We start from the raw sequence: 26,772 nt of genomic DNA, 5'->3' as shown, positions 1-26,772 counted from the left end.
ATGGCATTAAAGAAAGGCGAAGAAGTCACCTTAGAAATTGAAAGTGCGGCTTTTAGAGGAAAAGGTGTGGCCAAAGTTGATGGGCTAGCAGTTTTCGTTTATGGAACAGCACCCGGCGATGTCGTAAAAGCCCGCATCATCAAAAAGAAGAAGAATTACAGAGAGGCTAAACTTTTAGAAGTTTTAGAACCCAGTAAAGATCGTATCGAACCAAAATGCCAGCATGCAAATGTATGTGGCGGATGTAGCTGGCAGCATGTTCCCTATGCCAAACAACTTGAGTATAAAGGGCAACAAGTAGCTGATCATATTACAAGACTTGGCGGTTTATCAGATACCATCATCCACCCTGCAATGGGTAGTGAATCTGAATTCTATTATCGAAATAAAATGGAATACAGTTTCAGTAACCGAAGATGGCTTACACGTGAGGAGATCAACAGAGATGAATTTGTTGACGATTCAGGTTTTGCAGCTGGAATGCATGCACCCGGTAGATTTGATAAGATCCTGAATTTGAACGAATGCCATCTTCAACGGAAAGAGTCTTTTGAAATCCTGGACTTTGTAAGAAACTACTGCATTCAACATGACATCCCTCCTTTTGATGCTATGAAACACGAGGGTTTTATGCGGCATCTGATGATCCGGAATTCATTCCATACCGATGACTTTATGGTTAATTTAGTTACTTATCAGGATGATCAGGAACTAATTAAGAAACTATCCGATGAGTTACTTGAGAAATTTCCGATCATCACAACTATTGTCAATAACATCAACGATACAAAAAGCCCTACTTCTATAGGTAGAATTGAAAAAGTGATTCACGGTCCGGGCTATATAGTCGATAAAATCGGGGATCATACGTTCAAAATTCATCCCAATGCCTTCTTCCAAACCAACACGGCTCAGGCAGAACGACTATATGAAACTGCGAGAGAATTTGCTGATCTGAAAGATGGAGAAATCGTTTATGATCTGTATTGTGGAGTAGGAACTTTGAGTTTATTCATGAGCCAAAAAGCTGAAAAGGTGTTGGGAATTGAACTTGTGGATGTAGCCGTTCAAAATGCCAAGTTCAATGCAAAAGAAAATAATATCGGAAATGTTTCCTTTATCAAAGGCGATATGAAAGATGTATTTACGCAAGAAATGGTTGATAAATTTGGCGCTCCTGATGTGTTGATCACCGATCCTCCAAGAGCGGGAATGCATCCTGATGTAGTTAAAAGATTAAAAGAGCTGAAAGTCCCAAAATTGGTTTATGTGAGTTGCGACAGTTCTACCATGGCAAGAGATCTGAAAGAGCTCGCGGAGGTATATGATGTACAGGAAGTACAACCTGTGGATATGTTTCCTCAAACGTACCATGTAGAAGCCGTGGCAAAGCTTCGGTTAAAATAATCCTAGAATTTTAGAGTAATTAAAAGATGAAGATCTTAGTTATAGGTGGAAACGGAACTATTGGTAAACCGGTAGTAAGTCATTTTATGGAAACTGATGATGTGATCATAGCCGGACGTAATAGTGGTGATATTAAGCTTGATATCGCAGATACTAGCTCCATTAAAGAAGCTTTAGAACAAACCGGAAAAGTAGATGCGATCGTTTGTATTGCCGGTGAAGCTAAATGGGACGATTTCCAAAACTTATCAGAACAGGATTACTATATCGGTATTAAAAGTAAGTTAATGGGACAGGTAAACCTGGTCCGGATCGGCCAAGATTATATTAACGATAATGGCTCTATAACACTTTCAACAGGTATTTTAGCAGATGATCCTGTCATCAAAACAACAAGTGCTGCAATGGTTAATGGAGCAATACATAGTTTTGTACAAGCCGTTGCTTTAGAATTGAAAGGCTTTCCCAGAGTAAACGCAGTATCTTTAGGCATGGTCGAAGACGCCTATGAAAAGTATAAAGGTTATTTCCCCGGACATAATCCCGTTCCTATGACCAAGGTAGTTAAAGCGTACGAACGCAGCGTAAAAGGACAAGGAAACGGCGAGATCATTCGTAACTATGAGTGATCATTGCTGAGAACCATTCTAGTTCTACCGTCTCGCTTGGACCAGTACCTTTCTAGTTCAAAAGTATAGTTTGGACGAGCGCTTTCCCGGAAATAAGTATCTACTTCTTTTCAGACTTTGAAGATCCTTCGTCCCGAAACTTCGGGATCAGAATTGTAGATGTCATGTAATTCGTTGACAGTTTTTGAACAGTAAAATATATAGGGTCATCCCGTCCGCCAGCTGGCGGATCGGGATGACCTGCTTGCAAAATTGAGGTTGGTATAAAGAAATTTTGTCAACGAATTATCTAACATCTGAAAGGATGACGTTAAATAGAAACCCATTCTACTTCAAGCGTTTCGCATGGACGACCTAAACCCTTTCACACCAAATTGCTCTTAAACCAACTGCTTCGGTCTCACAAAAGATCATAAATTCTTCTCCACCGTCTTTTAAACCGATTTTCTTTTTGATCTCATTTGCGCCCATGGGGAAATTTCTAACGATCACATTTGCAGTTCCGTTCTTAACTCTTTTCTTGATTTCCTTTTTCGCAGGACTTAACACTTCTTTGATCACTAATTTCTTTCCGGGAAAGCTTTCTATAAGTTCATCAGAAGTATATAAATGTGTATTCGGATGAAGTTTCTGAATTCCGAATTTTGAAGCGATCAATTTATAAGCTCCGGCTTTCATTAGTGCAGCATTTGGTTCATAGAGATATTTTTGAGGTTCTTCTATATCAAAACCACAAGATTCTTCATATGAATATTTGAAAGAGAATAGTTCCTCTTCCCTTTTATCTGAAATATTCCAGGCTTCAATGTCAGCTTCTTCATCATTGTCTTTGCGGAGATACAGTAATAACTCCCTCACTTCATTGTCTACGGCAACTATCTGTACTTTATAGCAGGAACTAAACTGTTGTAATGTCTTCTTGATGTCCAGCATTGGCGACGCTTTGATCAACACATTCTTCGCTGAATTCAACAACCGTTCTTCCAACACAATCACATTTGGCACACAATCTTCCAGTGCATACACTCTGTTTTCCGCATTATCGCGTCTGGAAGGATCTATAAATATCCAATCAGACTGAACAAGATTATGATTCAGTATCTCTTCAGCTGTAGAGTTTTGAACTTCTATATTTGCCCCAAGAACTTCGAAATTGTGTTTTGATACTGCGCAAAGCTCCTCGCTCGGTTCTACATAAACCGTCGATCCCATTTTCCGTGACAGATAACAAGTATCGACTCCGGTTCCTCCGGTCAGATCAACAAGCGAATCCCCTTCCACAAAACGAGCTTTAAACTTTGCCGTGATCTCCGAAGAAGCCTGTTCCAGATTTTGTTTAGGAGGTAATATCAGTTCATAATTACCAAACCATTCCGGTAATTTATTCTTCGCTTTTTGTCGTGATGCGATCTGAACTACAATATCTCTCATCGGCAGCTCCGGAAACTTCCGGGATTGAAGCATAATCTCAGCAGGATCATCATTAATATGATCTTTTATGAAATCAATACTTTCTTCAGAGAATTTATTTTTCATCGCTATCTTATTAAATAGGTAAACAGCTTATATATTTGGGCGGATGGCAATCCGCCGCTACATAGTCGGCAATTTTGTACGGACGGATCATGATCCGCCCCTACCGTCGACTGTTTTGTATAGGGCGGATGGCTATTCGCCTACGTTTTTTCGTACGGCAGAAATATCCACAACACCATTTGTACGGGCAAATTGAAATACGCCAAATAAAATTTTAATCGCATGAATATAATCATAATCGGAGCAGGAATCGGAGGATTATCCGCAGGTTGTTTGCTTGCCAAACAAGGTCATTCAGTAACCATTCTGGAAAAGAACGACAGCGTGGGCGGCAAGATGAATGAGATCACGGCAAATGGATTTCGATTTGATACCGGTCCTTCCCTGTTTACCATGCCTTATATTCTGGACGGATTGCTGCAGGATTGTGGCACTTCCCTCTCAAAAGAGCTTAAAATGGTTCCACTGGATATAAACTGCCGGTATTTCTTTCAGGATGGAATGCAGTTCGATAATTACAGCGACCGTGCGCAGATGTTGAGAGAGATCCGCAGAATGGCTCCTGCTGATGAGAAGTCCTACATCAAATTTTTGGAATATGCTGAGTCCCTGGACAAAAAGACTCGGAATGCCTTTGTATTGAATCCACTATACAACTTTTCGGATCTGAAAAACCTCAATCTGTTTTCTTTTTTAGGGATCGACGCCTTTACAACGGTCAGTAAACGTGTCGACTCCTATTTCGAATCTCCATACCTGCAACAGTTCTTTAAACGCTTTACTACCTACAACGGCTCTTCTCCTTATCAGGCTCCGGCTACGCTGAATGTGATTCCCCATATCGAACTGAATGAAGGCGGCTATTACATCAAAGGCGGATTATACAGAGTTGCAGAATGTTTACGTGATCTGGCGATCTCTTTGGGTGCTTCTATTGAATACAATGCAAAAGTAGACCGTATTCATGTTTTGGAAGGCAAAATTAAAGGAGTGGAAACCGAATCCGGAGAGTTGATGGAATGTGATCTTGTGGTTGCCAACAGTGATGCTTCAGAAACCATTCTGAATTTAATTGACGAGTTCAGTATTTCAGCGAAACGAAAAGAGAAACAAAAAGAATTAGAACCCTCCTGTTCCGGTTTTGTGATGCTATTGGGTATCGACAAAAAATACGAGCAGCTCATTCATCACAACATTTTCTTTTCCGCTGATTATGAACTGGAATTCAAACAGATCTTTGAAAATAAGATCATGCCCGACGATCCGACCATTTACATCGCTAATACTTCTTTCACTGATAAAGATCACGCTCCCGAAGATGGCTCCAATTTATTTGTATTGGTGAATGCTCCTTATTTGAGTGATTCTTATGATTGGAGTGATATTAATTATGGAGATAAGGTGATAAGGGAATTAGAAAACCGAGGTTTGGCCGATCTTTCGCAGCATATTAAATTCCGTTCAGAGATCACCCCAAAGAATTTTTATGAAAAATACCTTTCCAACAAAGGCAGTATTTATGGAACTTCATCCAACGATAAATTCTCTGCTTTTCTTCGACCCAGAAACAAATCCCGTGAAATTGAAGGTTTGTACTTTACAGGCGGCTCCACTCATCCCGGTGGCGGCATTCCATTGGTGATACAAAGTGCGGTTAATGCGGTGGAGTTGATAGAAAGATTCGAGTGAGTTTGGGACTTATTCAGGAATTTTAGAAACCATTTTCATCATGATAAAATCCTGACTTCATTGTTTACTAGTATTTTAGAGTCAATTTTTAGATTTTATCGGGACAAGCAAGGAAAATCCTTGTTTGGATAATATCATGTTATATGTTACAACTATGAAATATGATGATGCAGAATGGCATTCTGGAGGAGAATTTCCAAAAGATTCACCCTCTGAATATGGAGCAACTCATATAGCTCTATTCTTAAAATGGTGCTTTCTTAAAGGATGGATTGGAGAACTACATAAAGATGAAAGACAATCTGAAGATCTAGAACTTTTATTAAATGATAAGCTTTCAGCAACTGAATTTTTCTTAAAGTACTGTGACGGAAAGCTAACTGATGAGGACTTCGATGAATTTGGTAATGACTTCGCTAGTCAATATTACGGTGATGATGGATTATATTTTGATGATTATGTAAAACACTTTGGACATTTAATTTACGTAGCACCGGAAAGTGAACATGATTTTAAAGAATATTCTGCTGTACTTGAAGATCGATACCAAACTGGGATTTTAACTAAGACCCAAAGAAAAGCTGAAAAACCTTGGTGGAAATTCTGGTAACATATAACAAGCGTTTCAAGCGGACTCGAACGCGGTTCGGGTCTTTAATTTTAAACCCCAGACTCGCCGCTTAAACGCGGGGTCGTTATGTGCAAAGTCATACTTCAGATGTTGAGATTCAAATTTATTGCTTTTGTTTTTTTAGTTCCTGTTTCGGCTTTTGCTCAAATTGATAGTCTTTCTGTTTTACCAGGGAGAGGTTTGGTTATCAAATCAGATACAATATTCATTAATAAGACAACCATTGAAGAAACAATGAATCTTTTGGAAATTAATGAACTTCCTCCGTTAGGCTATGCCACGGTAAGCGGAGTAAATTTAGATACAGGTGAATTTTTTTGCGAAGCTTTTGTTACGAGAGAGTTGAAGTTTTTGGGTATCAATTTTGACTACGAAGGAGAAACAGAAAAAGATTTAAAACTAAAATGGATTCGAATTTCAGTTTCAGATAGCTATTTCGCAAAATTCTCAGAAACTTTATTTCTTGGGCAGTTCAATCCAAAGATAGATTCATTCTTTCCTGAGGTTTCTAAGTATGATTATGTATCTGAAGACAGCTTAACTTATAATCTATATAGCTCTGGAATAAGTTTTAGTCTCAAAGGAAAGGAGCAAAAGATTTTAAATGAAATATCAGTTCACTATAAAATCAAAGAATAAAAATACCTATTTGCACATAACAAGCGTTATGTGTATTCACCTTAATGAGAGAATTAATGAAATATCTTTTTTTATGCTTCCTGTTAACCTTTTCTGTAACCACATACAGTCAAGTAAGATATATCGAAGTAAATGGTACATATGAGTCTGTTCTCCCTGCTGATCGGGTTAGCTTTTCTATTCAATTAAAAACAGTTCTGGAAACTGTTGAGGAAGCTAAAAATGTGAACACTCAAAAACTGGATAATCTCCTTAAGCAATTAACTGATATTGGAATATCTCAAACAGATATTAATGTGTCTCCTATCACTATTGGGAAGAATTACACATACGTTAATAACCAAAGGCAACAAGAAGGATTTTATGTTCAAGTCAATCTATCGGTTCTTTTACAGGATTTGAATCTTTATACAGAACTAACTGATGCTTTTGTTTTAAATAATTCAATCGAAAAAATTCAATCGAGCTATAAAATCTCTGATTATGAACACCAACATCAATTAGCCTATGAAAAAGCTCTTCAATTAGCTAAGACCAAAGCCTCTTACATGGCTAAAGTTTATGAAATGAGCCTTGGAGAAGTACTCGAAATTGAAGAAAACTCTTCTTGGTCATCATACTCTATTCCATTTAATTCTGTGACGACAGAAAATTCAAAAGAAGAAAATGATTTTGGTAAAGTTACAATTCGCAGAAGTGTTCGCGTCAAATTCATATTAAATTAAAACATCCATATAACAAGCGTTTCAAGTGGACTCCCCTAATGCTCGGGGCAGGCTGGTTCGGAACTTTAATAACTAAAACTCGACTCGCCGCTTAAACGCTGGCCCGTTTGTTTGCCTTCATTATGAGTAAAACTATAGAAGCTTTAGAAAACGATTTTTGGGATGACCCAACTTATCCAGCAAGTTTTGTCTTAAAAACTCATGAGCTTCGTAAAAAGCCTATTGATGATTTTACAATTGAAGACTTAAGGTTCATGATTGGTGAAAATGAAGGAACTGACATTTTATTACCGATCACTTTAGATCGACTTAAAGATTCTCCTTTAGCTAAAAGTTATGTTTATCCAGAGTTTCTACTTTTCAGTGTTATTTCACTCCCAAAAGAATATTGGGAAACAAAAAAGAACGAGCTACAAAGCGTAAAAACTATTGGAAATTTAGCTTTAAAGGAGCTCGAGTTAACATGGAAACAAAGACAAAGTAATCTAAAGCGAGAATACAATGCTGAGATTGATCTTAAAGATTGTATTGAAGATCCTGAAGACAAACTTGCTGAATTAGTAAAAAAATTCTTAGAGAATCATACATAAAATCCATGTAAATTTCGCAACCGGCAAACTAACAAGCGTTTCAATTCGGACTCCCCGAATGCTCGGGGCAGGCTGGTTCGAAACTTTAATAACTAAAACTCGACTCGCCGTTTAAACGCAGGGTCGTTATGTTCAACTCTAGTAATGAAATACGATCAACAACTTGAAGAATTGATTTCCTTACTTTTACAATCAAGTGAAAACCACTGGGCAAATTATTTTACCGAAGCTCTTTATTTGTACAATTCTGGAGAGAAAAATAAATCTTATAAAAAAGTTCTCGGAGCTTATGGTGGAATGGGCAGTTTTAATGACATTGGTTTAAACTTCATTACAAACGAAGAAGTTGAACGTGTTTTAGAAATTAAAAAATGGCTGTATAGTTACAGTAAAAAACACAAAAAAAATATCTTTGGTTTTTAAAGTCAAACATAACAAGCGTTTCAAGCGGAGTCGTTCGTTCAGTTTAAATTTTTTATCAATATTTATTTAGTAGAGTTTGAAACATAGATTATCACCCTTCATTTTTATTCTCACAACTGTATGTTTAACAGCATCCTGTTCTATATTTAAATCACAAATATGCTCAAATTATTACGGTATCGGTTATGATCAGTTTGATAGCAACTGGAATGAACAAATAATTTTTGAAGATCAGACATCTACCGTGTATTCAGATTCTCTTCGGATAAAAGGCTATGCATTTGACCTGTATTGCAATAGAACTGTTCAAGGAGTTACTGTTTACATAACAAATTCTCCGAAAAGACCTTATCAAATATTAGGAGTTACTGACTCGCTTGGCCGATTTGATTTTTCTTACAATAATGCAATGCCAGATGATTCGTTGTGGTTTTTGGGCACCCTTGAAGGACCTTTAGGATTTGAATCTATGTTTTTAATAGATTCAATTCTAGCAAGAAAAGATTCAATGCCAAAACCAATTAGGTAAATAGATAAATAGTTAAAATTAATTTTCTTAACTATTTTAGTGACTGCTATAATAACATTTCATCAATTATAACCATACTCGCCGCTTAACAGCGGGGTCGATAGTTGTTCTAACTTACAAAGGAAAATGAAATATATTATTCCAGTTCTATTCATAACACTTTTTTTTTGTCTGTACTTCTTGTGAGCCTGATTATTCCACTCCAGATTCTAGCCAAATGATTGAATACGATTATGGCCTAAAAATTGTGACTACTTTCGAGAACGGTCACTCTGGAGATTCTTACAAATATTATAATGCTAATGAAAAGTTAGTAGAGTCTGTAGGTTATGAATCTAGGAATAAGTTCAAATACGATTCCCTTGGTGTTTTAAAAGAAGTTTTCCGATGTAGAATGTATAATTGTGAGTTTGGAATAAGAGAATTATTGATTTATGACAACTCAGGCAACAATATTGGGTCTTACACTACCACTGATAGTTTAGTAAATGTAGATACTGCCGATTTTATACAGACTAAGTTCTATAATTCAGATAACCAACTCACTCATGAACTGACAGATAGAGGTATGAATTACCACACTAAAGAAAAATTTGAAAAATGGAGTTTCTATGAATATGAAGATGACTTGATCAAAAAGGAGTTCCAAAAAATAAATTCTGATACAGAATGGACAGGTTTATACTTCTATAACTCGAATGACTTACTTAGAAAAATTGAATATTGGAATGATAAACAATATAGGTTTATTACATATCGCTATAATGAGGATGGAAAACTTATTAGCAAAATTCTCGAATCAGGCCCTGAGGAATTAGCTGATAATGTTGCTTTCAATGTGAACAATAATAAACGTAAAATTGAATATGACAATCTGGGGAGGATAAGTGTGATAGAACTTTTTAACCATAAAGAAGAATTGCAATGGCATAAAAAGCACACTTACTTTAAACACTAAATCGTGATACTAACTAGATTTTTATGCAAATACTGAATCAAGTTCATCGCATGCTCGTTTGTGGCTTTTAATTAAAACCTTAAATTGTAACGTGTCGCTTAACCGCCGGGTCGTTAGTGGGCTTAACCACATGAGAAAACTTCTTTCAATATCTCTATTCCTATTGCTCTACTCTTGTGGGCCAATTTCTCTGGAAGAAGATCCTATTGTTCAGAAGCATTTTTCGGAATCTGAAATAGCTTATCTCGATTCAATTTTAACGTTCTTTGATAATGAAGTAATTAATCAGACACCCGACATTGAAATTATTCCCAGCTATAAAGAGCTCTTTCAAGTTGTTAAGGATTCTGTAAAATCCGGTCCTGTGATTGCAATAGAGCTTGATCAAAAAAAATATCAAAGGCTCTTTTCAACACTGCCCGATTCATTTCAACAAAAGCTTTGGTATACAGGTTATGCTCATGATTCCAGAACTGCTGATTCAACTTTTTTTAGAGACCTTCGATCTTCGGGAAATTATGCAGCTTTTTTGAAAACAGCTTCTAAAAAGAATGATTTTCTATTTGAATACTATGATACATTAGAGCATGGTGGATTAATTACTCCAAGTATGAATGCCAACATGCTTCTATTTCCAGAGAAATTAGATATTGAAAAAGAACGAGAGCGTTTGATTTATGCAATACACTTTATCACTTTGCGAAGGCCATCAGCCAACTCACAAGCGTTTTAAATCGGACTCGGGTATTGGCTTCGCATAATTTAACTTTCAGCTAAGTAATTAATTTGGTTACTTTCAGAAAAACCGAAAACCCTCACCGCTTAAACGCAGGGTCGTTATACGTTTAACAAATTACCTCATGAGTGATAAACATCGTTTGTATTTAAGAGACTTGGGTTTTCTCATTAAAGAAAGAGCCCTTGAAGCCAAAAATGAGTATCAAAATCCTGAGGCAGACGGCAAGGAATATAGAGAAGGCTATTTAGCTGCTTATACAAGTATTATAAATACGATGTTAAATCAAGCTGTTTCTTTTGATATAGATGAAAAAGATATTTGTCTTAATGACTTTGATCCTGAAAATGACCTTTGGAACTAAACGTATAACAAGCGTTTCAAGTCGGACACTGAATCAAGTTCAGCGCATGCTCGTTTGTAGCTTTTAACTAAAACCTTAAATTGTAACGTGCCGCTTAACCGCCGGGTCGTTAAACGTCATCACCCTTTATATGTAAAACTTAGTTTACAGAATATATATAGGCCCTGTTTCTCCTGAAATACATTCCATGCAAAATTTTACCAGAGTAATATATTTAATCGTTGCGATATCTATTTCAGCTATTACCTTATCAGGGTGTAATGGTGAAAGAGCAACACCAAAAGAATTTAAATACAAGTCGTCTGTTCAAGATTCTTTATATCAAAGTGATTTAGAATCATTGACTGATTTAGTAGATTCGTTAATTGTCAAAAAAGAGGGGCCTTTCTTTCCACAAAGATTTCAACAAACACAGAAAGTTTCTATAGACACGATTCTGTATAGCCCGGAGTTGTTACAATCATTCTTAATCGTAGTAACTGAGAACACGAATCAGTCAGTGCACTTAACCGAAAATCCAGAAGGGATTCACTATAATGCTAGAGCATTTTTAGGAAATAGAGATTCTTTGAACTCACCTTGGAGTATAGATTGGTTCATAATTATCAATCTAAATTACTATTCATCCTACGGGGAAATTTCTGATAAAATGAAAGATTTATATTTTTATGATTTGAAAACTCTTAAAAATAGAGCAGGAGAAAGCAGATATAAATATAATGTAAATGATATACGTTTTTGGGATGGTCCCGCTTGGGATGACGGTAACCAGATGCTAGAGCACCATATTTCAGGAAACGGAGGATAGCTTGTAAATTTCTAGAACGCTGTTGAAGAATTTAACCTCCTTCCCAAGTTCTTTCTTGGGAAGGCATAGGAGGAGCTCCTGCTCCCAATAGCTTACCTAACTTACTTCAGGCACTGCGGACTGAAGTCTTTGCTTGTTTACTTTAAAAGAATTTGTATCAAACTTTATCCAGTTTTAAACACCCTTGTCTTTGTAATATATTTTTAGATTTCTCCCTCCCGTCGAAATGACAAAAGGTTAAGAGATAATGATCAAAGAAAAATAAACTGAATCCCGGGTATTCCTTTCATTTAAACTCCTTGCATTTTTTTACAAATCATTGTTAATTAATAGGTAATCCCTGTATTGGTCTCGTATACAAGTGATAAGTTTCTTCTACGGGTTATTAGATTGGTTTTCCGGAGCTTTTCTATTTAAAATTTGAACTACAAATGCTTTTATTATGAAATCATTACTATCTCTTACAGTGTGTTTTGTCCTGCTCTTTGTTGGATGTCAGGAAGTTGTTCTCGATACAGGAAAAATTGATTACAGTCGTATGACGGTGGTTGAATTATCAGATGCACTTTATGATGACCCGGTTTTTGTTGCTCTTCATAATCAGTCTAATTCTGAGTTCAGTAAAATGGCGACTATGATAGAACTTGAGAAGAATTCTGAACAGACTAAAAGCTTATCCAAGAAAGAAATCTTTGACCAGTTAGGCCTGAATGAAGGTTATTGGGAAAACATAGAAAAAGATATTGTCGATAAAGCTCGCTATATAAACGATAAATTTATGCTTGACGAACGATCAGAAGAAGAAGTAAAAAGGTTGTTCGAGTTCCTTTACAACAGAAGATTTTCACAAGAATTTTTATTCGATCTTCATAGTGATAGTGAAACTAGTTGTCAGCTTAAATTTAAAGAAGATATAGCGGAAGCACATTCACTGTATGATTTTTCATTCGCTTTAAAATGTCCGGTTATTGCAAATGGTGAAGGCAGTGGAAACTATCCGGCTTGTTCATCAAACTCAGCTTATAATACAGTTGTAGCTATCGTTAATGCAATTGATGATTATAATGCCGAGATGAGCGTGACAGGTAATTAATTATAGTTTTTTAGATTTCTGAGACATATTTTTTTTGAAATCCAATCACCTTCCCAAATTTCTGTTTGGGAAGGCAAAATAGGAACTCCTGCTCCTTATAGCTTACCTAACTAACTTCAGGCACTGTGGACTGAAGCCCTTGCATGTTTACTTGAAGATTGTATCAAAACTCTACTGCAGTTTAAATGCTCGCGGCTTTGTTAACGAACTTCAGATTTCTCCCTCCGGTCGAAATGACAAAAGTTAAGAGATCATGATCAAAGAAAAAGTCTTTAACTCAACTACACATTCAGCAACTTCTTAACCTCTTCCCTGTACGTTTGTCCGATGGGCAACGCGTGACCTGAAATATGGATCTGATTTCCTTCGATGCTGTTAATTTTGTATCTGGAAACAATAAATGAACGATGAATTCTCATGAAGTTTTCTTTCGATAACCTCTCCTCAATGTCTGACAGCTTTTGCAGCGTTACGATCTCTTTATCTGCCAACACTATTTTGGAATAATTTCCGGATGCTTCCACAAAAAGAATCTCATCTTCTAATATCTGATATTGTCTGTTCTCCCCTTTCTCTTTCACAAAAAGTCTGGCTTTTGTAGTCTCGGATGGGTTTGAGCCTACACGTACCCGCTTTTTATCATCCAACGCTTCCAATACTTTATTCACCGCTTTCATAAACCGCTCGAACGAGAACGGCTTCAACAAATAGTCGCTTACATTCAGATCAAATCCCTCGATAGCGTATTCCTGATGAGCGGAAGTCACGATTATTTGTGGAGGATCAGACAATGAACGCAAAAATTCAAAACCGGAGATCTCCGGCATATTAATATCCAGAAAGATGAGATCCACTTTTTCCTTATAAAGCAAACTAAACGCCTCTTTAGCATTGTAACAACTTCCTCTTTTGGTCAGATGCGGCAGGTTCTCGCAATACTTATCAATGATCCCATGAGCAATGGGTTCATCATCTATGATCAGGTAAGAAATCATTTCAAGTCTATCATGAGATTAGCAGTAAACAGTTGGTCGTCTTTTTGAAGTCTCAGTTGATGCTTTTCAGGATAAATGAGTTTCAATCTTTTCATTAGATTAGTTAAACCAATCCCCTTTTTAATAGATTCTGTATTCTTTTTGAAATCATTCTTTACTACAAAATGGAGTATTCCATTCTCAACAGTAAGCTTGATGTCTATAAAAGCATTTTCAATTAGCTTTTCGGCTCCATGTTTGAATGCATTTTCAACTAGAATACTGAGTATTAAAGGAGCTACTTCTTCATTCTCATTATCGATGTTCTTTGAAAATGAAATATCAACATTCTTATGAAAACGAATTTTAAACAGTTCAATATATTTTTTCAGGTACTCTACTTCCTTTTTTAAAGAAACGCGGTCATCACTCCCATCGTAGATCACGTATCGCATAATTTCTGAGAGCTTTAAAATTACATCCGGAGCTTGATCTGATTTTTCGACCGTCAACCCATACAAGTTATTCAATGTATTAAAGAAAAAATGCGGGTCGACTTTACTTTTCAATAACGCTAGCTCAGCCTTAGCATGTTCATTCTTTAGCTGCTGATATGATTCCCATCGATCGTATGTTTGCGTAATAATTACGCCGGCAAGCGTTCCCCAGAAAAGAATCGCAAAAGCCCAGAAATAAAATTCATACTGTATCAGCTTTTCCTGTTCCAGCTGCTGCTTGTACTCAGCCATCCCAATAATTGAAATAAGCAGGAATACAATCGTAAGAATTGTTCGACGGTATTTAGACCAAAATTTCATCTCACTAAGTTACTTCTGAAATCCTATCGGGGCAAACATTATGGACGAATCCACTCTGTAAGTTGACGAACCACTCATCCATCGTGTTTAACCATATTTAAAAGGTAGCGGATGCTTTCCACCCTGCTGTAAAGCATGTCTGTCCATAATAATTTTTGCTGTGATTCGAAGCATTTATCATTTGGCGAAAACATGAATCAAACCGATCAAAATGAACTTATTAAGTCCTGCAATTATGCTGCTTCTAATTGCTTTACAGGGAATCATCAATAATCCAACTAGCATAAACGCGCAATCCATACAACATAGAATTAATGAAATTATCCCTGACCTAATGAAGGAACATCGCGTTCCGGGAATGGCAGTTGCTATTATTGATGATAAACGAGTCGTTTTAAAAAGAGGCTACGGATATGCTGATGTGAGCAATGAAGTTTCTACTACTTCGGAAACCGGATTTAATATTGGATCTGTTTCCAAACTATTTACTGCATGGGGAATAATGACGCTGGTTGAATCCGGTAAATTAAATCTGGATAAACCGGTTGAGCACTATCTGACACGCTGGAAGATTCCGGAATCAGAATTTAATGAGTCTAAAGTGACGGTTCGAAATCTCTTGTCTCATACTGCAGGATTTTCGGTTCATGGTTATCCGGGCTTCTCTCCTGACGCCGAATTGCCTTCTCTTGAAGCTTCTTTGAACGGAGATAACGGTCCTGTAAGAGCCGATGAACCTGTTGAGTTGATCTATGAACCTAATACCGATTTTAAGTATTCAGGAGGTGGATACACCATTCTTCAACTGCTTATAGAGGAAGTGACCGGTTTATCATTTGAAGAGTATATGGAGAAAGCAGTTTTTGCCCCTCTTTCGATGGAGAACACCAGTTTTAATCTTTCCACGGACATACTGAGATCATCGGCTAAACCTTATGATGAAAATGAAAAAGAGATCTATCTGGAACGATTTACTGCAAAAGCGGCCGCGGGTTTACACGCTACCGTCGATGATCTTGTACTGTTTACAGAAGCAATACTCAAAGAAAAGCAGGTCATAACAGATGAAAGCATGTCTTTTATTATGACACCTACCAAACTTTCAAAAGGTCAATTCGGATCGGGGTTTCGAATTATGAACATGGGAGGTTTTACCGTAAGCGGACATACAGGTTCGAATGATGGCTGGGAATCGGCTTTACTGATCCATCAGCCTACAAATAGTGCCCTGATCATGTTGACAAACAGTTCCAATGGAAAAGATCTTATGGTAACTATTCTGAGGCAATGGGCTTCTTTGATATTGAAGCGTGAAAAGGAGAAATAACCATGCGAATCATTTTTATACTGATTTATTTTGCAATGACATTGATCTCTTGTCAACTTAATGAAGCCAATCAAACACTTATAGCTACTGAACTTTCAGATGAAAAAGCGGAGTATCAACGTCAAATTATTGGTCATTTATCGGGAGCTTCAGCATTGAACAACAATACGATCATAGGTAGCAGATGGTCTGAAGAAGAGCGGGAGTTAGCAGCAAAATATTTAAAAGAGTTACTGCTACAATTAAATATCGAACCTAAGAAACAAACCTACATCTCTGCCAATCTGAATCCGGCTATTGATCTACTTTTTGGTCCATATAGAGGCACCAATGTGTACGGTATTCTTCCTGCTACCAATCCGAGTGATGAATATATTATTCTTGGAGCACATTACGATACAGGCAAAAGAAATGCCCCGGGCGCAATTGATAATGCTACGGGAATAGCTCTCATTTACAGTGTCGTTAAAGAAGTCGCTGAAATGAAATCCAGAGACAAGAATATTGTGGTCGCATTTTTTGATCAGGAAGAAGAAGAATTGATCGGGAGTCAGGCTTTCCTGAATCTAATCAAAGACAAAGGCTGGAATGTCCATTCGGTGCATTGTTTTGATATGGTCGGCTGGGACGAAAACAAGGACAAAGCAATTGAAATATTCTCCCCCACTGAATCACTAAGATCGATCTATAAAGAAACAGCTTTAGCCCACAATATCCCAATTTATGAAATTGTCATTGACCCAATCGGTTACGATAGAAGTTCAACAGATTTTGACGCTTTTGTACCAAGTGGCTACAATGTGATCGGAGCAGGAGAACTTTTCTACCATCGCGATTCAACACCGTATAAAGACTCACCAGATGACACCTTTGAGACGGTAGATTTCAACTACTTGTTGTCGACTTCTAATCTGATTTCAGATATAATTAAAAAACTGGTGATAAAATGAAAAGCCTAACGATTCCACTTTTCAAAGCTATCATTAAGAACCGGGTTTTTAGCATTTGCTTAAGCATAACGCTGATATTCTTCATTTGTAAAGGGATACTCTATGCATTGATCGGGAGTTTTGTACCACTGCTATTTATAATTACGATTCTATGCTTATTCTTATTTAGCATAACTAAGTCACCTGGCGCTTTTAAAAGGACTCTTACAATGTGGTCGGTTTTACTAATTCTTTGGTCTGCCACACGACTTTTCCTTAGCATCATTAACAAATTTGTAAAACATATCCCCGAAGGACATATTGATGGTCAACTTGGTTTGATGAGCGTTTTGCTTAGCATGACCTTTTTAATTTTCAGCTTCTATATGTTAAAGAACAGAAAAATAATTTTGCAGGAATAACTCTGAAACAAAATAAAATTAGAAACTTTAAGATCTGAGGTAAAATCATGGAAAAAAATAAAGCTGTAAATGACCCAAAGGTTATTCTATCTACGCTATGGATATTTTATGTACTAAATATTCTGTACGCAGATGTACTAAATTTAATGAGTGAGGCTGTTGCTACAACATCAGAAGCTGAGGAATTAATCAATACACTACTCTCCCCTGAAATGTTACTGAGTACTGCCATTTTTTTAGAACTTGCGATGGTAATGGTTATCCTTTCACGTTTATTAAAATACGGTATGAATCGCTGGGCTAATATAATCGTCGCCTCGTTACATACTCTAGGTTTGATAGCGTCTGTTTTCGTAGGCACTCCTATGATATTCTATATTTTCTTTGTGGTTGTTGAAGTGAGCGCCTTGTTGTTTATCATTTGGTACGCTTGGAGCTGGAAAGAGACTCAATATGAGTAATTTCTAGTAACTCACATAGCTTCTGGCTTTTCAGGATGTAGATGTTTTAAAATTCGTTGACAAAATTTCTTTACTCAAACTCAACATTGTAAGTAGGTCATCCCTGTAGATGTCAGGTAATTCACTTACAAAAATTGTCTTGTTTATAATCCTGACGATTTCAGAAAAAGATTCCAACTACACCGACCTTTAGAATTATTTCCACTAACTCCATCACCCCGCTTTCAGCGAAATGATGGATAGTTAATTCTCCGTCTGTCGGGCATTGCACGGCTGACGGATTTTGGTTGCTGAAAAAGGAACAAGACTTAGGAGTTAACGCCAATTATTCTTGTCGGGAGCTTTTGGTACTTTTTATTGGAACAAAAGTACATTACCAAGTAAATGTACACACGATCCTTAAGAAAGACCTCCTCTGTCTCCTCCTGCAACAGGAGGAGGACTCGTTGATAAAATTAGAATCAAATTTAGAATTCCCCTCCTTATCCAAGGAGGGGCGGGCTACTCAGAACCAAAGAATCTATTTCTTAGCCGGGGAGGTCCGTTTCCAACGCATAAAATTGGGACAAAAGATCAAACCGAAGTATTCTAGGATTATCACTATTAAACTGTCATCGAATTATCTAACATCTACAATCCCAAGCTTGTTCCGGGTTGACCCTGGGTTTCAGTATTAAAAAACTGAGCAAACTATTATTGATTTACTCAATAAGACCTAGAATAAAGGCTTTCTTGATCATTCCGGCAGTGTTTTTTACATCCAGTTTAGCCATGATGTTTTTACGGTGAGTTTTGACAGTATGCTCGCTTAGGAAGATCTTATCAGCAATTTCTTTCATTGTCAGCTCTTCACCAATTAGCTTTATCAACTCAACTTCTCTGTCGGTAAGTTGACCCGAAATCGTATCCCGTTTCTGAGAATCCTTAGATTCTGAAGAATCTTTATATCCTCCCACAATTACTTCCATCACTTCCGGACTAAAAGCAAAACTCCCTTCAGCCACTTTCTTGATGGAGTCTTTCAGTTCGGTAAATCCTGTGCTTTTTAAAAGGTAACCGGAAATTCCACTTTCCATTAACCGGCTTACAAAATCTTCACTAAAGTAGGTACTCAACATGATCACCTTAACCGAAGGGTATTGAAGTAGTACATTTTCAGCAACCTCTACCCCGTTTGTGGCTCCCATTTCAATATCAAGAAACAACACATCCGGTAGATCACCATCTGCTAAAAAACGCATTAAGTCTAACCCGCTATTGAAGGTTTTCATCACCTCAATATCATTCGATCTTGAAAGCAAGGCTTCCAATCCCTGTACAAATACTTGATGATCGTCAACGAGAATAATTTTAAGCATATTAATTTAGTGGAATCTGAATTTCTATATCCACACCCTTCCCTTTTGCTGTTTGTAACTGAAACTTTCCATCAAGTAATTTAACTCTGTTTTCCATATTTCCGACACCATAACTTTCCTTATCTGTGTCAGAAATTTCAATCTGTTTAGGATCGAAACCTATACCATTGTCTTTGATTTTTAATGTCAACGTTTCTCCATCACTTAACAATAATTCAATTACATTTGCCTTAGAATACTTAAGTGCATTACTCAGTGCTTCCTGAATTATTCTGAAAACATTAATTTCAACATGAGTTTCTAGATCCATACTTAAGTTGATATTACTTTGTACGTCCACTCCTATTTTAGAGACTTTGGATAACAACTCATTAACATCATTTTTCAAGCCATCTCCGGAAATTTTTCCTTCATGCATTTCTTTAATAATGGCGCGAACTTCCAGGAAAGCATCATCTAAAAACTTATTACCTTCTTCAAAATGATTGTAAAGTTCCGGTTGTTTGTCTTTGATGTCTTCATTTAAGGAACTGAAATATAGCTTAACCAATGAAAGAATACTCCCCAGGCGGTCATGCAGTTCCGATGCTAATCGTTTCCGTTCTTTATCTTGACCTTCAAGCATTGCACCAATAGTTTTCAACTGTTGATTATCGAGTATCGCGTCAATCTCTTTTTGGTAAATATCTTCTTTCTGGGAAGCAATAATTCGTTTCTTTCTGGTATGGTAAATAAACCAGGAAACAATGCCAATAATAGCCCCGAAAAGAGCTATTAAACCAATCACTAACAGCTTATTTTCAGCGTTCCTTTGTTGAATAAGTGCTTCGTTTTGAGCTTGTTCAGCAGATAGGACTTTAATCTCAGCATCTTTCTTTTCGGTTTCATATTTAGTGATGAGCTCTTCGATTACTTTGGTTTTTTCAGAATTCAACAAACTATCTTTCATCGTGTTATGCCTGGCTAAGTACTCATACGCTTTCGGAAAGTCATTTTTGATCTTATACACATCTGAAATAGCAGATAATGCTTTAGTTTCAACACTCAGGTTATCTGTACGAAGAGCATTCTCCAGGCTTTTTTGGAAAAAGGAAAGAGCTTGATCAAAATCAGAGCGAAAGTAATAGTTGGAACCAAGATTCAGATAGACTTCAGCGAGCTCTCTTTCATTGCTTGATTTCTCATACGTATCCAACGCTTTTTCAAAATACTGAAGAGCAGTGTCATACTCTTTCTGCACATTGTAAATTACTCCAATATTATTATATACAAACGCTCCTAGTTCCTTGTTATTCAATGCATCATATTCAGAAATAGCAAGGTTATAAAAATAGAGAGCAGAGTCCGGTAAATTTAAGTTCTCATAAATTGTCCCGATATTTTGAAATATACTTCCCTTTCTCTCAGGATCTTCGTACTTCTCATATACCAATAAAGCTCTATTAAAATAACTTATCGCCTGACGAGAATAGCCCTGTTTATCATAAACTAATCCGATATCTTCCAGTTTAGATGCCATTAATCTATCGTCGTTTATTTCAGCCTGCTGAAATAAAGAAAGGCTTTCCAAATAATTTTCCAGGGCTGATGCGTATGCACCTTGGCTAAAATGAATATTTCCTATGTTAGAAATAACCATAGATAAACCTACAGTATCTTTTACCGACTTCATCAAATCACTAAACTTTTGATAATATATCATGGCATTTTCATACTCAGCTTCTTCTGAAAGCCAATTACCTAAATTCAGATAAGCACCACCAACACTAAGTTCATCTCCTAATTCTTCCTTTATTTCAATACTTTTTAAATAACTCTCATAAGCCTTTTCTTTCTCGCCCATAATACGGTATAGGCTCCCCAAGTTATTTAGAGTCCCGGCGGCACTTAGTATATTCTCATCCTCTTCTTTAAAGGCTATACTTTTTTGGTAGCTTTCTAGTGCTTCATCATATCGACCTGTTCCCCGGTATAGCAAACCAATACGATTGTATGAGTCCCCAAGCTGCTTAACATTATTTTTTTGTTGACTTAGCACAATGCTCTGTTTAAAGAAATCTTCCGACTTTTTAGGTTCTCCCAGTCTTCTGTAAATCCTGCCTTGTAAATCCAGCATTTGTTCTTCAAACGGGGAATTCAGGCCTTCGGATTTAATCAGAGAATACAGAAATTCCGCATAGTAGATACTTGAATCCATGTTTGCAGGATAGAAGTCTTCGGCTTTGGTAGCCAAATACTCAATTTCACCCTGTTTTTCCTGTGCATATCCTGATTGCATCAAGGCTACAAAAAAAACCAACCCTGCTACGATCCATCGAATAGCTTTTCTTACCCCCAATACATACTTAATTTGAGGATTATATCTTCTCATTATTCCTCTTCAGCATCTTCATAAGTAACTTTTGAACTACCATTCTCTACCGGAGGATCTCCACCGCCATCTTCATCAGTTACTGAAGGATCATTAGTTATATTTACAGTTATTATAGAGTTTTCAGTAATTGTATCACTTACATCAGGTAATGCACAAGAAGTAGAAACTGCCTTCCAAGGGCCTGAAGAACCGGAACCGGTTACAGGTATATCTACCGTTACTGCTGAATCAGTATGACTTACGCTGCAATCCCCTACTGAATAATTGTACGGAACAGTCACCAAAATATTCAAAGTGTAAGTAGTGCCACTAACAGTTAATCTTAAGTATGGTACAATTTCATTCGGGGTTGTACCTTCTTCGGCTATTTCAAAAGAATTATTTTCGCTCATGGTTATGATAGAGTTTTAAAGTTTGGTCCTAGATCAAATTAATAAGAAAGGTTCCATTATAAAACTAAAGTAACAAAATCCTCTGAATTGCAACCAGATAATATACCTAAAAGTGATTTACTTAAGATATACGTTATACTTTTAGGTAATTGTATAATATACATTTATAGACAAACAAATATAAAACAACATTACGTGTACTTCCTGCAGTTAGGAATCACTAAAAAGTGGTATTCATTAGTATACTTTTTAGTGATGTTAATGAAGGTTTATTGCCGCACTTTAAAGCCAGAGTTAAATGTTGTAGCCTCAGTAATAATAGCAAGATTCTGAGAGTTTGATTATCAAATAGATGATCGATTTGGGAGCGAAAAGAGAAATGAGGGAAACTAACCTCCTTCATTGCCTTCCGGGACGTATGGTGTAGAAGCCATACGGTTCCTTATAAGAGTTGTCCTTCGTGTCGCATGGTTTAGTCGCTGTGCGATTCTTACAGAACTAATAAACCTCAACCCTTAACGGAGAATAGAATGTTTCTTTTTTGAACTGGATAAGAAATACTTTTAACGTTACTCTTCATAACTTCCTTCTGCAATCTAATCGAAAGAAGAGCAATCAAAGCTTATACTTATGTATAGCCCCTTACAATTCAATCTGCACTGTTTCAGATGGATTTTATGTGTTTGCCTAATTTACTTGCCTCTCTACTTCTTGGCTGAAAGATTTAGAAACTGAGACCCAGTTTTTGATCCTAAAATTACCTTCTAATTTTTCTTGGAAACAAAATGTCTGTTTTTTTGGTTAGAACTAAAGACAGTAAACTTCTATGCTGCATAAATTTAGAAAAGGAATAGATTTTGGGGAATTTAAAAAAATATAAAGAGCTTGCTCTTTTTTTATGGAAGTACGGTAACAGTGATCTGGTTAAAAATGCAGGTCTGAATGATTCATTGGCCAATGAACTTTCTAATGAGGACCAACAAGATGAAGTAACTCCTCAAGATATGGTCAAAGATTTGCAAGATATGGGGCCGGCTTATATCAAGCTGGGGCAAATGCTTTCCACTCGCCCTGATCTCCTTCCTCCCAAATACATTGAAGCACTGACAAGCCTGCAAGATGAAGTTGATCCATTCCCTTATGAGGAAGTTGAACAGATCATACAGGATGAACTGGGAATTCGTATTTCGAAAGCTTTTAATTGGTTCAATAAAGAACCGTTAGCGTCTGCTTCGTTAGGTCAGGCTCATTTGGCTGAACTTAGAAATGGAGAAGCTGTAGTGGTTAAAGTGCAGCGTCCTAATATCAGAAAACAAGTATTAAAGGAACTTGAAGTTCTTGAAAAGAGCACGAGTTTTTTAGAGGAAAACACTGATTTTGGAAAACGTTATGGGATAAACAAGCTTTTTAATCAGTTTAGAAGAACTCTTGTCAGAGAGCTAAATTATTTAAAAGAGGCAGAACATATCAAATTGCTTGACAAAAATTTGGCGGAATTTAAAAACATTGTAATGCCTGCCCCAATTGATGATTACACCACCGACAAAGTGCTTACCATGAAGTACTTAAAAGGTAAAAAGATCACTAAGGTTTCTTCATTGAAGAAATTAGAGTTTGACGGACATGCATTAGCTGATGAACTCTTCAAAGCATATTTAAAGCAAATTGTGATCGATGGCTTCCTCCATGCAGATCCTCATCCGGGCAATGTTCATTTAATGGATAATGATAAAATTGCGCTCCTTGATTTCGGAATGGTTGCTCATATCTCTCAGGATATCAAAGACAATTATCTTAAACTTCTTTTGAATTTAGGAAATGGTGAAGCAAGTGAAGTGGCTAATATCCTCATTGAATTAAGTGAAGAACTTGAAGACTCTGATGAAGACAAATTCCGATCAGAGCTTAGTACTTTGATCATGGAAAATCAGCATGCTACCATGAATGAACTACAAACCGGAAAGGTGTTTATGTTTATGATCCAGGTAGCGGGGGAAACAGGCTTTTTGCTTCCCGTCGAAATGAGTTTGATTGGGAAAGCATTACTCAATTTAGATCAGGTTGGCCGTTCTTTAGCTCCTGATTTTGATCCAAATGATTCTATTCAACGTCATTCTATGGACTTAATGAATCAGCATATGATCAAAGACCTTACTTCCCCTCATTTGATGTCAGCATTACTAGAAAGTAAAAAGCTAGTAGAAAAGCTGCCTGAGCGTGTCAATAAATTCACCTCAAATCTTGCTGAGAATAAAATTAAGATCGAAGTCGATGCATTGGATGAAAAACATTTAATGGAGGGGTTTCAAAAAATTGCCAATCGTATTACTGCAGGGCTTATTTTAGCCGCGTTAATAGTTGGCTCAGCCTTATTAATGCAGGTTGAAACCGAGTTCACCTTATTCGGTTACCCCGGATTGGCCATGACCTTCTTTCTGATTGCCATTTTGGGAGCCGGATATCTTGGATTCAAAACATTCCTTACAGATGAAGATTCTAACTAAGATACAGATTGAAATAGTTTGCTTGTTAGTTAGTACATAAAGCCGCTTTTATAACCATTATTTAATTAGTTACGGATTTAAATCCCTTTCTATTCAATTGGTTATTAATCACAGAGTAAAAACTGTTTATGTTATTTACTAACAAGCTGCCTAACGTTCTATGCAAACAGTTTTAGTGTATAAAAATTTTAAGTTTATACTTCGAGCTAAACAATGCCTATTTTCAAGTTAGAGTATCCTAAATCTAGATCATATAAAAGATTCGCCCATTGTTAAGAAATAAATAATTACTCCTGTAACTATTAAATTGTTATCATCACGCTTCAATTTTACAACTCACATCAATATTCCTTAAGCAATGCAATTTGAAGATATTAGAGATAATATTATAGGTGTTCCATTTATCAATGTGGTTAATGCAAAATATATTTACAACCTTATTTTAGAACATAAACTTGAAAATATATTAGAACTAGGTATAGCTCATGGAACTGCTACTTGCTATATGGCAGCTGCTCTTGATGAGTTGGGCAAAGGTAAAATTACATCAGTTGATCTCTTAGAGGCAAAGGATCACTATCAACCTACGCCTGAAGATTTACTCGAACAAAACGGTTTATCTAATTACGTTGATATTATCCGAACAAAGACCGGTTATAGTTGGTTTCTGCATGATGACATAAAAAATAATACCACTAATGATATATGTGAACCCAAATATGATCTTATCATTATAGACGGTCCAAAAAACTGGACAATTGATGGACTAGCTTTTTTCCTGTCAGACAAACTTTTAAAACCAAACGGTTGGATTATCTTTGATGACTACTTCTGGACGTATGCATTAGCTGATAACAAACGAGATAAAACTGATGGAGTAGCACACCGTTCACTTTCTGAAGATGAAATGAATCTGCCTCATGTTCAAGAGATATTTGAACTGCTGGTTAAACAACATCCTAATTATTCTGAATTTTATTTACATCCCAATGAAGACTGGGCGATTGCCCGTAAAGTTAATATTGAACCACGAGAGTATACTATTCGGTATATAGAAAAAGGACAAGATTTCTTACAATTACTACGCCAGTTGGTCACCAGAATAGTGTTTATGGTGTCTTTTAAAATTCTAAAGTAACAGAGTTTTATCTCTTTCTATTTAATTGATGTAGAATCATTCCTGAAATGCTCAAACAACCCCGGAATCACTTGAAGTGGATAGCTTGAATTAGCGTTGATCAAAACACATATCCCGATTCCATTAGCAGGGTCAAAAGCTATTTCACTTCTGTATCCGTTCACATATCCGCCGTGATAAACAATCTTTTGCCCTTCGTTATCCAGCACTCTCCACCCCATTCCGTAATGTGATTTATTTACTCCATCCCAATACCGACTGAATCTCTTATTATTAATAGTAGCGACTGGTTCGAATATCACATTAAGAGTCTCTTCAGAAATAATTTCGGGGTAATAACCGGTCAACAAACGCAACCATTGTCCCATATCAGAAGCAGAAGCGTTGATTCCACCGGAAGAAATTGCATTGTAATACTTTTTGGAAATTTTAACAGGAACTCGACCTTTTGAACGCGAATACCAAACATGCGGAGAGGCTTTGTTTTCTGAATGCCTGATACTGTCGTAGCTTGCAGAAGAATTTACCATTCCCAACGGTTCAAATAATTTCTGTTGGAGCAATGAGTCGAAATCCAGCTCTGCTTGTGCTTCCAGAACTTTTTCGATCACAGAATACGTCGCATTTTGATAGGCCAGCTGCTCTCCTTCTTTAGCGATCAAAGGAACTCGTTCTAATCTCGGAATTATTCGGTCTAAAGAAAGTCCGTCTTCAACTAAATTTGTATAGGCGTGTCGGGGTAATCCTGAAGTATGGGATAAAATATGCTTGATCTGTACACGGTTGGTTTGTATTGGATCATGTAGTTTGAATGTCTCAAGGTAATCGGAAACCGGTTTTTCCCAACTTAACAGGCCTTCATCTACCATTACTCCAGTCAAAACCGAAGCAAAGCCTTTGGAAACACTTCCTAGTCGGAATACAGTATGTTCATCTACTTGTTCTGTTTTCCCACTTTCTTTCACCCCAAAACCTTGTTGAAAAATTACCCGACCTTCTTTTACAATTACAACTGCCCCACCGGGAATTCGTTGATTCTTGAGACCTTCTTCGAATTCAGATTTGAATTCATCCAGATAGAAAGCGGTGGAATCATCTAGCGCCCATTCTTCAGGTTCGGACAAAACAGTTTTAGGTTCTGATTTGATCTCCGTACAAGCCTGAAAAGTTGAAATAGTGACCACGGATAAAAGAATTAACAAAAAGAATCGGATCACTGGCTGGTTGGTTTTGGCATAAATACAGTTTCAGTTTTGTTTAAAAATCCTTGGCAAGGATACAAAAAACTGGCTACGATTTAAAAAAGTATTCGTTACAT

At 36.7% G+C, this 26,772-nt stretch carries 26 protein-coding genes; 19 read left to right on the top strand and 7 right to left on the bottom strand.

What is annotated here, in order from left to right; translation table 11 throughout:
* Both rlmD and A8B79_RS12540 read left to right on the top strand, forming a co-directional pair.
* The gene (gene rlmD, locus A8B79_RS12545; RefSeq protein ID WP_066223282.1) at window positions 1-1,407 is read left to right on the top strand and encodes a 23S rRNA (uracil(1939)-C(5))-methyltransferase RlmD; all 1,407 of its coding nucleotides are present in this window, start codon (window positions 1-3) and stop codon (window positions 1,405-1,407) included.
* 26 nt (window positions 1,408-1,433) lie between these two features.
* Entirely contained in the window at window positions 1,434-2,036 is a 603-nt protein-coding gene (locus A8B79_RS12540) for a short chain dehydrogenase (RefSeq protein WP_066223280.1), read from the top strand.
* Window positions 2,037-2,390: 354 nt separating this feature from the next.
* Here A8B79_RS12540 and A8B79_RS12535 read toward each other — a convergent pair whose 3' ends face one another.
* Window positions 2,391-3,572 carry a THUMP-like domain-containing protein gene (locus A8B79_RS12535; RefSeq protein WP_066223278.1) on the bottom strand — a complete coding sequence of 394 codons (1,182 nt, stop codon included), beginning with the start codon at window positions 3,570-3,572 and terminating at the stop codon, window positions 2,391-2,393.
* A 222-nt stretch (window positions 3,573-3,794) separates the two neighbouring features.
* On the opposite strand from A8B79_RS12535, the gene A8B79_RS12530 reads away from it, so the two are divergent.
* The 12 genes from A8B79_RS12530 to A8B79_RS12475 all read left to right on the top strand — a co-directional run bounded on the left by A8B79_RS12530 (window position 3,795) and on the right by A8B79_RS12475 (window position 12,757).
* On the top strand, window positions 3,795-5,261 hold the full coding sequence (locus A8B79_RS12530) for a phytoene desaturase family protein (protein WP_066223275.1): 1,467 nt from the start codon (window positions 3,795-3,797) through the stop codon (window positions 5,259-5,261).
* 154 nt (window positions 5,262-5,415) lie between these two features.
* On the top strand, window positions 5,416-5,871 hold the full coding sequence (locus A8B79_RS12525; RefSeq protein ID WP_066223559.1) for a DUF7832 domain-containing protein: 456 nt from the start codon (window positions 5,416-5,418) through the stop codon (window positions 5,869-5,871).
* Between the two features lie 108 nt (window positions 5,872-5,979).
* Entirely contained in the window at window positions 5,980-6,531 is a 552-nt protein-coding gene (locus tag A8B79_RS12520; protein ID WP_066223273.1) for a hypothetical protein, read from the top strand.
* Between the two features lie 56 nt (window positions 6,532-6,587).
* Complete coding sequence (locus tag A8B79_RS12515) at window positions 6,588-7,256, top strand: SIMPL domain-containing protein (protein WP_066223271.1); 669 nt, start codon at window positions 6,588-6,590, stop codon at window positions 7,254-7,256.
* 122 nt (window positions 7,257-7,378) lie between these two features.
* Window positions 7,379-7,846, top strand: a complete 468-nt coding sequence (locus A8B79_RS12510) for a contact-dependent growth inhibition system immunity protein (protein WP_066223269.1) — start codon at window positions 7,379-7,381, stop codon at window positions 7,844-7,846.
* Between the two features lie 144 nt (window positions 7,847-7,990).
* On the top strand, window positions 7,991-8,269 hold the full coding sequence (locus A8B79_RS12505; RefSeq protein WP_066223267.1) for a DUF6966 domain-containing protein: 279 nt from the start codon (window positions 7,991-7,993) through the stop codon (window positions 8,267-8,269).
* A 76-nt stretch (window positions 8,270-8,345) separates the two neighbouring features.
* Window positions 8,346-8,798 carry a hypothetical protein gene (locus A8B79_RS12500; protein ID WP_066223265.1) on the top strand — a complete coding sequence of 151 codons (453 nt, stop codon included), beginning with the start codon at window positions 8,346-8,348 and terminating at the stop codon, window positions 8,796-8,798.
* A gap of 217 nt (window positions 8,799-9,015) precedes the next feature.
* The gene (locus tag A8B79_RS12495; RefSeq protein ID WP_066223263.1) at window positions 9,016-9,756 is read left to right on the top strand and encodes a hypothetical protein; all 741 of its coding nucleotides are present in this window, start codon (window positions 9,016-9,018) and stop codon (window positions 9,754-9,756) included.
* A gap of 130 nt (window positions 9,757-9,886) precedes the next feature.
* Entirely contained in the window at window positions 9,887-10,489 is a 603-nt protein-coding gene (locus A8B79_RS12490) for a hypothetical protein (RefSeq protein WP_066223261.1), read from the top strand.
* 127 nt (window positions 10,490-10,616) lie between these two features.
* Entirely contained in the window at window positions 10,617-10,856 is a 240-nt protein-coding gene (locus tag A8B79_RS12485) for a hypothetical protein (protein ID WP_066223259.1), read from the top strand.
* Window positions 10,857-11,043: 187 nt separating this feature from the next.
* Window positions 11,044-11,664, top strand: coding sequence for a hypothetical protein (locus A8B79_RS12480; protein ID WP_066223258.1), 621 nt, complete (start codon window positions 11,044-11,046; stop codon window positions 11,662-11,664).
* 442 nt (window positions 11,665-12,106) lie between these two features.
* Window positions 12,107-12,757, top strand: a complete 651-nt coding sequence (locus tag A8B79_RS12475; RefSeq protein WP_066223256.1) for a hypothetical protein — start codon at window positions 12,107-12,109, stop codon at window positions 12,755-12,757.
* A gap of 281 nt (window positions 12,758-13,038) precedes the next feature.
* On the opposite strand, the gene A8B79_RS12470 is transcribed toward A8B79_RS12475, so the two are convergent.
* Both A8B79_RS12470 and A8B79_RS12465 read right to left on the bottom strand, forming a co-directional pair.
* A complete protein-coding gene (locus A8B79_RS12470) occupies window positions 13,039-13,752 on the bottom strand; it encodes a LytR/AlgR family response regulator transcription factor (protein ID WP_066223254.1) in 714 nt (237 codons plus the stop codon).
* Window positions 13,749-14,549, bottom strand: a complete 801-nt coding sequence (locus A8B79_RS12465; RefSeq protein ID WP_066223252.1) for a sensor histidine kinase — start codon at window positions 14,547-14,549, stop codon at window positions 13,749-13,751. The genes A8B79_RS12470 and A8B79_RS12465 overlap by 4 nt, the downstream gene beginning before the upstream one ends.
* Window positions 14,550-14,760: 211 nt before the next feature.
* Between A8B79_RS12465 and A8B79_RS12460 the strand changes: the two genes are divergently transcribed.
* The 3 genes from A8B79_RS12460 (at window position 14,761) to A8B79_RS12445 (ending at window position 17,688) form a co-directional block, all read left to right on the top strand.
* Window positions 14,761-15,876, top strand: a complete 1,116-nt coding sequence (locus A8B79_RS12460; protein WP_066223250.1) for a serine hydrolase domain-containing protein — start codon at window positions 14,761-14,763, stop codon at window positions 15,874-15,876.
* A 2-nt stretch (window positions 15,877-15,878) separates the two neighbouring features.
* The gene (locus tag A8B79_RS12455) at window positions 15,879-16,826 is read left to right on the top strand and encodes a M28 family metallopeptidase (protein WP_066223248.1); all 948 of its coding nucleotides are present in this window, start codon (window positions 15,879-15,881) and stop codon (window positions 16,824-16,826) included.
* Window positions 16,827-17,274: 448 nt separating this feature from the next.
* Window positions 17,275-17,688, top strand: coding sequence for a DUF6326 family protein (locus A8B79_RS12445; RefSeq protein ID WP_066223245.1), 414 nt, complete (start codon window positions 17,275-17,277; stop codon window positions 17,686-17,688).
* Window positions 17,689-18,389: 701 nt separating this feature from the next.
* On the opposite strand, the gene A8B79_RS12440 is transcribed toward A8B79_RS12445, so the two are convergent.
* Genes A8B79_RS12440 through A8B79_RS12430 form a run of 3 tightly spaced genes read right to left on the bottom strand, consistent with a single transcriptional unit; the run spans window position 18,390 to window position 21,812 of the window.
* The gene (locus tag A8B79_RS12440; protein ID WP_066223241.1) at window positions 18,390-19,046 is read right to left on the bottom strand and encodes a response regulator transcription factor; all 657 of its coding nucleotides are present in this window, start codon (window positions 19,044-19,046) and stop codon (window positions 18,390-18,392) included.
* Window position 19,047: 1 nt separating this feature from the next.
* Complete coding sequence (locus A8B79_RS12435; protein ID WP_066223239.1) at window positions 19,048-21,417, bottom strand: tetratricopeptide repeat-containing sensor histidine kinase; 2,370 nt, start codon at window positions 21,415-21,417, stop codon at window positions 19,048-19,050.
* Window positions 21,417-21,812 carry a hypothetical protein gene (locus A8B79_RS12430; RefSeq protein WP_066223238.1) on the bottom strand — a complete coding sequence of 132 codons (396 nt, stop codon included), beginning with the start codon at window positions 21,810-21,812 and terminating at the stop codon, window positions 21,417-21,419. Before A8B79_RS12430 ends, A8B79_RS12435 begins: the two co-directional genes overlap by 1 nt.
* 857 nt (window positions 21,813-22,669) lie before the next feature.
* Here A8B79_RS12430 and A8B79_RS12425 point away from each other — a divergent pair.
* The gene (locus A8B79_RS12425; RefSeq protein ID WP_082894176.1) at window positions 22,670-24,316 is read left to right on the top strand and encodes an ABC1 kinase family protein; all 1,647 of its coding nucleotides are present in this window, start codon (window positions 22,670-22,672) and stop codon (window positions 24,314-24,316) included.
* Between the two features lie 358 nt (window positions 24,317-24,674).
* Window positions 24,675-25,454: a class I SAM-dependent methyltransferase gene (locus tag A8B79_RS12420; RefSeq protein ID WP_066223234.1), complete on the top strand. Its 780-nt coding sequence runs from the start codon at window positions 24,675-24,677 to the stop codon at window positions 25,452-25,454.
* A gap of 17 nt (window positions 25,455-25,471) precedes the next feature.
* On the opposite strand, the gene A8B79_RS12415 is transcribed toward A8B79_RS12420, so the two are convergent.
* Window positions 25,472-26,671 (bottom strand): serine hydrolase domain-containing protein, encoded by a 1,200-nt coding sequence (locus tag A8B79_RS12415; RefSeq protein WP_066223233.1) that lies wholly within the window; start codon window positions 26,669-26,671, stop codon window positions 25,472-25,474.
* Between the last annotated feature and the right edge of the window lie 101 nt (window positions 26,672-26,772).

Origin of the sequence: Balneola sp. EhC07, from assembly GCF_001650905.1 — a bacterium.
Taxonomy (GTDB): domain Bacteria; phylum Bacteroidota; class Rhodothermia; order Balneolales; family Balneolaceae; genus Balneola.
The sequence above is the reverse complement of the archived record's forward strand: the minus strand, read 5'-3'. Positions and strand labels throughout refer to the sequence as shown.

What these genes read in the sequence shown, in the direction of transcription:
- A8B79_RS12510 (WP_066223269.1), top strand. Translation starts at nt 7,379, where the DNA reads ATGAGTAAAACTATAGAAGCTTTAGAAAACGATTTTTGGGATGACCCA.
- A8B79_RS12540 (WP_066223280.1), top strand. Translation starts at nt 1,434, where the DNA reads ATGAAGATCTTAGTTATAGGTGGAAACGGAACTATTGGTAAACCGGTA.
- A8B79_RS12475 (WP_066223256.1), top strand. Translation starts at nt 12,107, where the DNA reads ATGAAATCATTACTATCTCTTACAGTGTGTTTTGTCCTGCTCTTTGTT.
- A8B79_RS12520 (WP_066223273.1), top strand. Translation starts at nt 5,980, where the DNA reads ATGTTGAGATTCAAATTTATTGCTTTTGTTTTTTTAGTTCCTGTTTCG.
- A8B79_RS12440 (WP_066223241.1), bottom strand. Translation starts at nt 19,046, where the DNA reads ATGCTTAAAATTATTCTCGTTGACGATCATCAAGTATTTGTACAGGGA.
- A8B79_RS12530 (WP_066223275.1), top strand. Translation starts at nt 3,795, where the DNA reads ATGAATATAATCATAATCGGAGCAGGAATCGGAGGATTATCCGCAGGT.
- A8B79_RS12445 (WP_066223245.1), top strand. Translation starts at nt 17,275, where the DNA reads ATGGAAAAAAATAAAGCTGTAAATGACCCAAAGGTTATTCTATCTACG.
- A8B79_RS12470 (WP_066223254.1), bottom strand. Translation starts at nt 13,752, where the DNA reads ATGATTTCTTACCTGATCATAGATGATGAACCCATTGCTCATGGGATC.
- A8B79_RS12465 (WP_066223252.1), bottom strand. Translation starts at nt 14,549, where the DNA reads ATGAAATTTTGGTCTAAATACCGTCGAACAATTCTTACGATTGTATTC.
- A8B79_RS12460 (WP_066223250.1), top strand. Translation starts at nt 14,761, where the DNA reads ATGAACTTATTAAGTCCTGCAATTATGCTGCTTCTAATTGCTTTACAG.
- A8B79_RS12480 (WP_066223258.1), top strand. Translation starts at nt 11,044, where the DNA reads ATGCAAAATTTTACCAGAGTAATATATTTAATCGTTGCGATATCTATT.
- A8B79_RS12490 (WP_066223261.1), top strand. Translation starts at nt 9,887, where the DNA reads ATGAGAAAACTTCTTTCAATATCTCTATTCCTATTGCTCTACTCTTGT.
- A8B79_RS12535 (WP_066223278.1), bottom strand. Translation starts at nt 3,572, where the DNA reads ATGAAAAATAAATTCTCTGAAGAAAGTATTGATTTCATAAAAGATCAT.
- A8B79_RS12495 (WP_066223263.1), top strand. Translation starts at nt 9,016, where the DNA reads ATGATTGAATACGATTATGGCCTAAAAATTGTGACTACTTTCGAGAAC.
- A8B79_RS12505 (WP_066223267.1), top strand. Translation starts at nt 7,991, where the DNA reads ATGAAATACGATCAACAACTTGAAGAATTGATTTCCTTACTTTTACAA.
- A8B79_RS12420 (WP_066223234.1), top strand. Translation starts at nt 24,675, where the DNA reads ATGCAATTTGAAGATATTAGAGATAATATTATAGGTGTTCCATTTATC.
- A8B79_RS12515 (WP_066223271.1), top strand. Translation starts at nt 6,588, where the DNA reads ATGAAATATCTTTTTTTATGCTTCCTGTTAACCTTTTCTGTAACCACA.
- A8B79_RS12525 (WP_066223559.1), top strand. Translation starts at nt 5,416, where the DNA reads ATGAAATATGATGATGCAGAATGGCATTCTGGAGGAGAATTTCCAAAA.
- A8B79_RS12455 (WP_066223248.1), top strand. Translation starts at nt 15,879, where the DNA reads ATGCGAATCATTTTTATACTGATTTATTTTGCAATGACATTGATCTCT.
- A8B79_RS12435 (WP_066223239.1), bottom strand. Translation starts at nt 21,417, where the DNA reads ATGAGAAGATATAATCCTCAAATTAAGTATGTATTGGGGGTAAGAAAA.
- rlmD (WP_066223282.1), top strand. Translation starts at nt 1, where the DNA reads ATGGCATTAAAGAAAGGCGAAGAAGTCACCTTAGAAATTGAAAGTGCG.
- A8B79_RS12485 (WP_066223259.1), top strand. Translation starts at nt 10,617, where the DNA reads ATGAGTGATAAACATCGTTTGTATTTAAGAGACTTGGGTTTTCTCATT.
- A8B79_RS12430 (WP_066223238.1), bottom strand. Translation starts at nt 21,812, where the DNA reads ATGAGCGAAAATAATTCTTTTGAAATAGCCGAAGAAGGTACAACCCCG.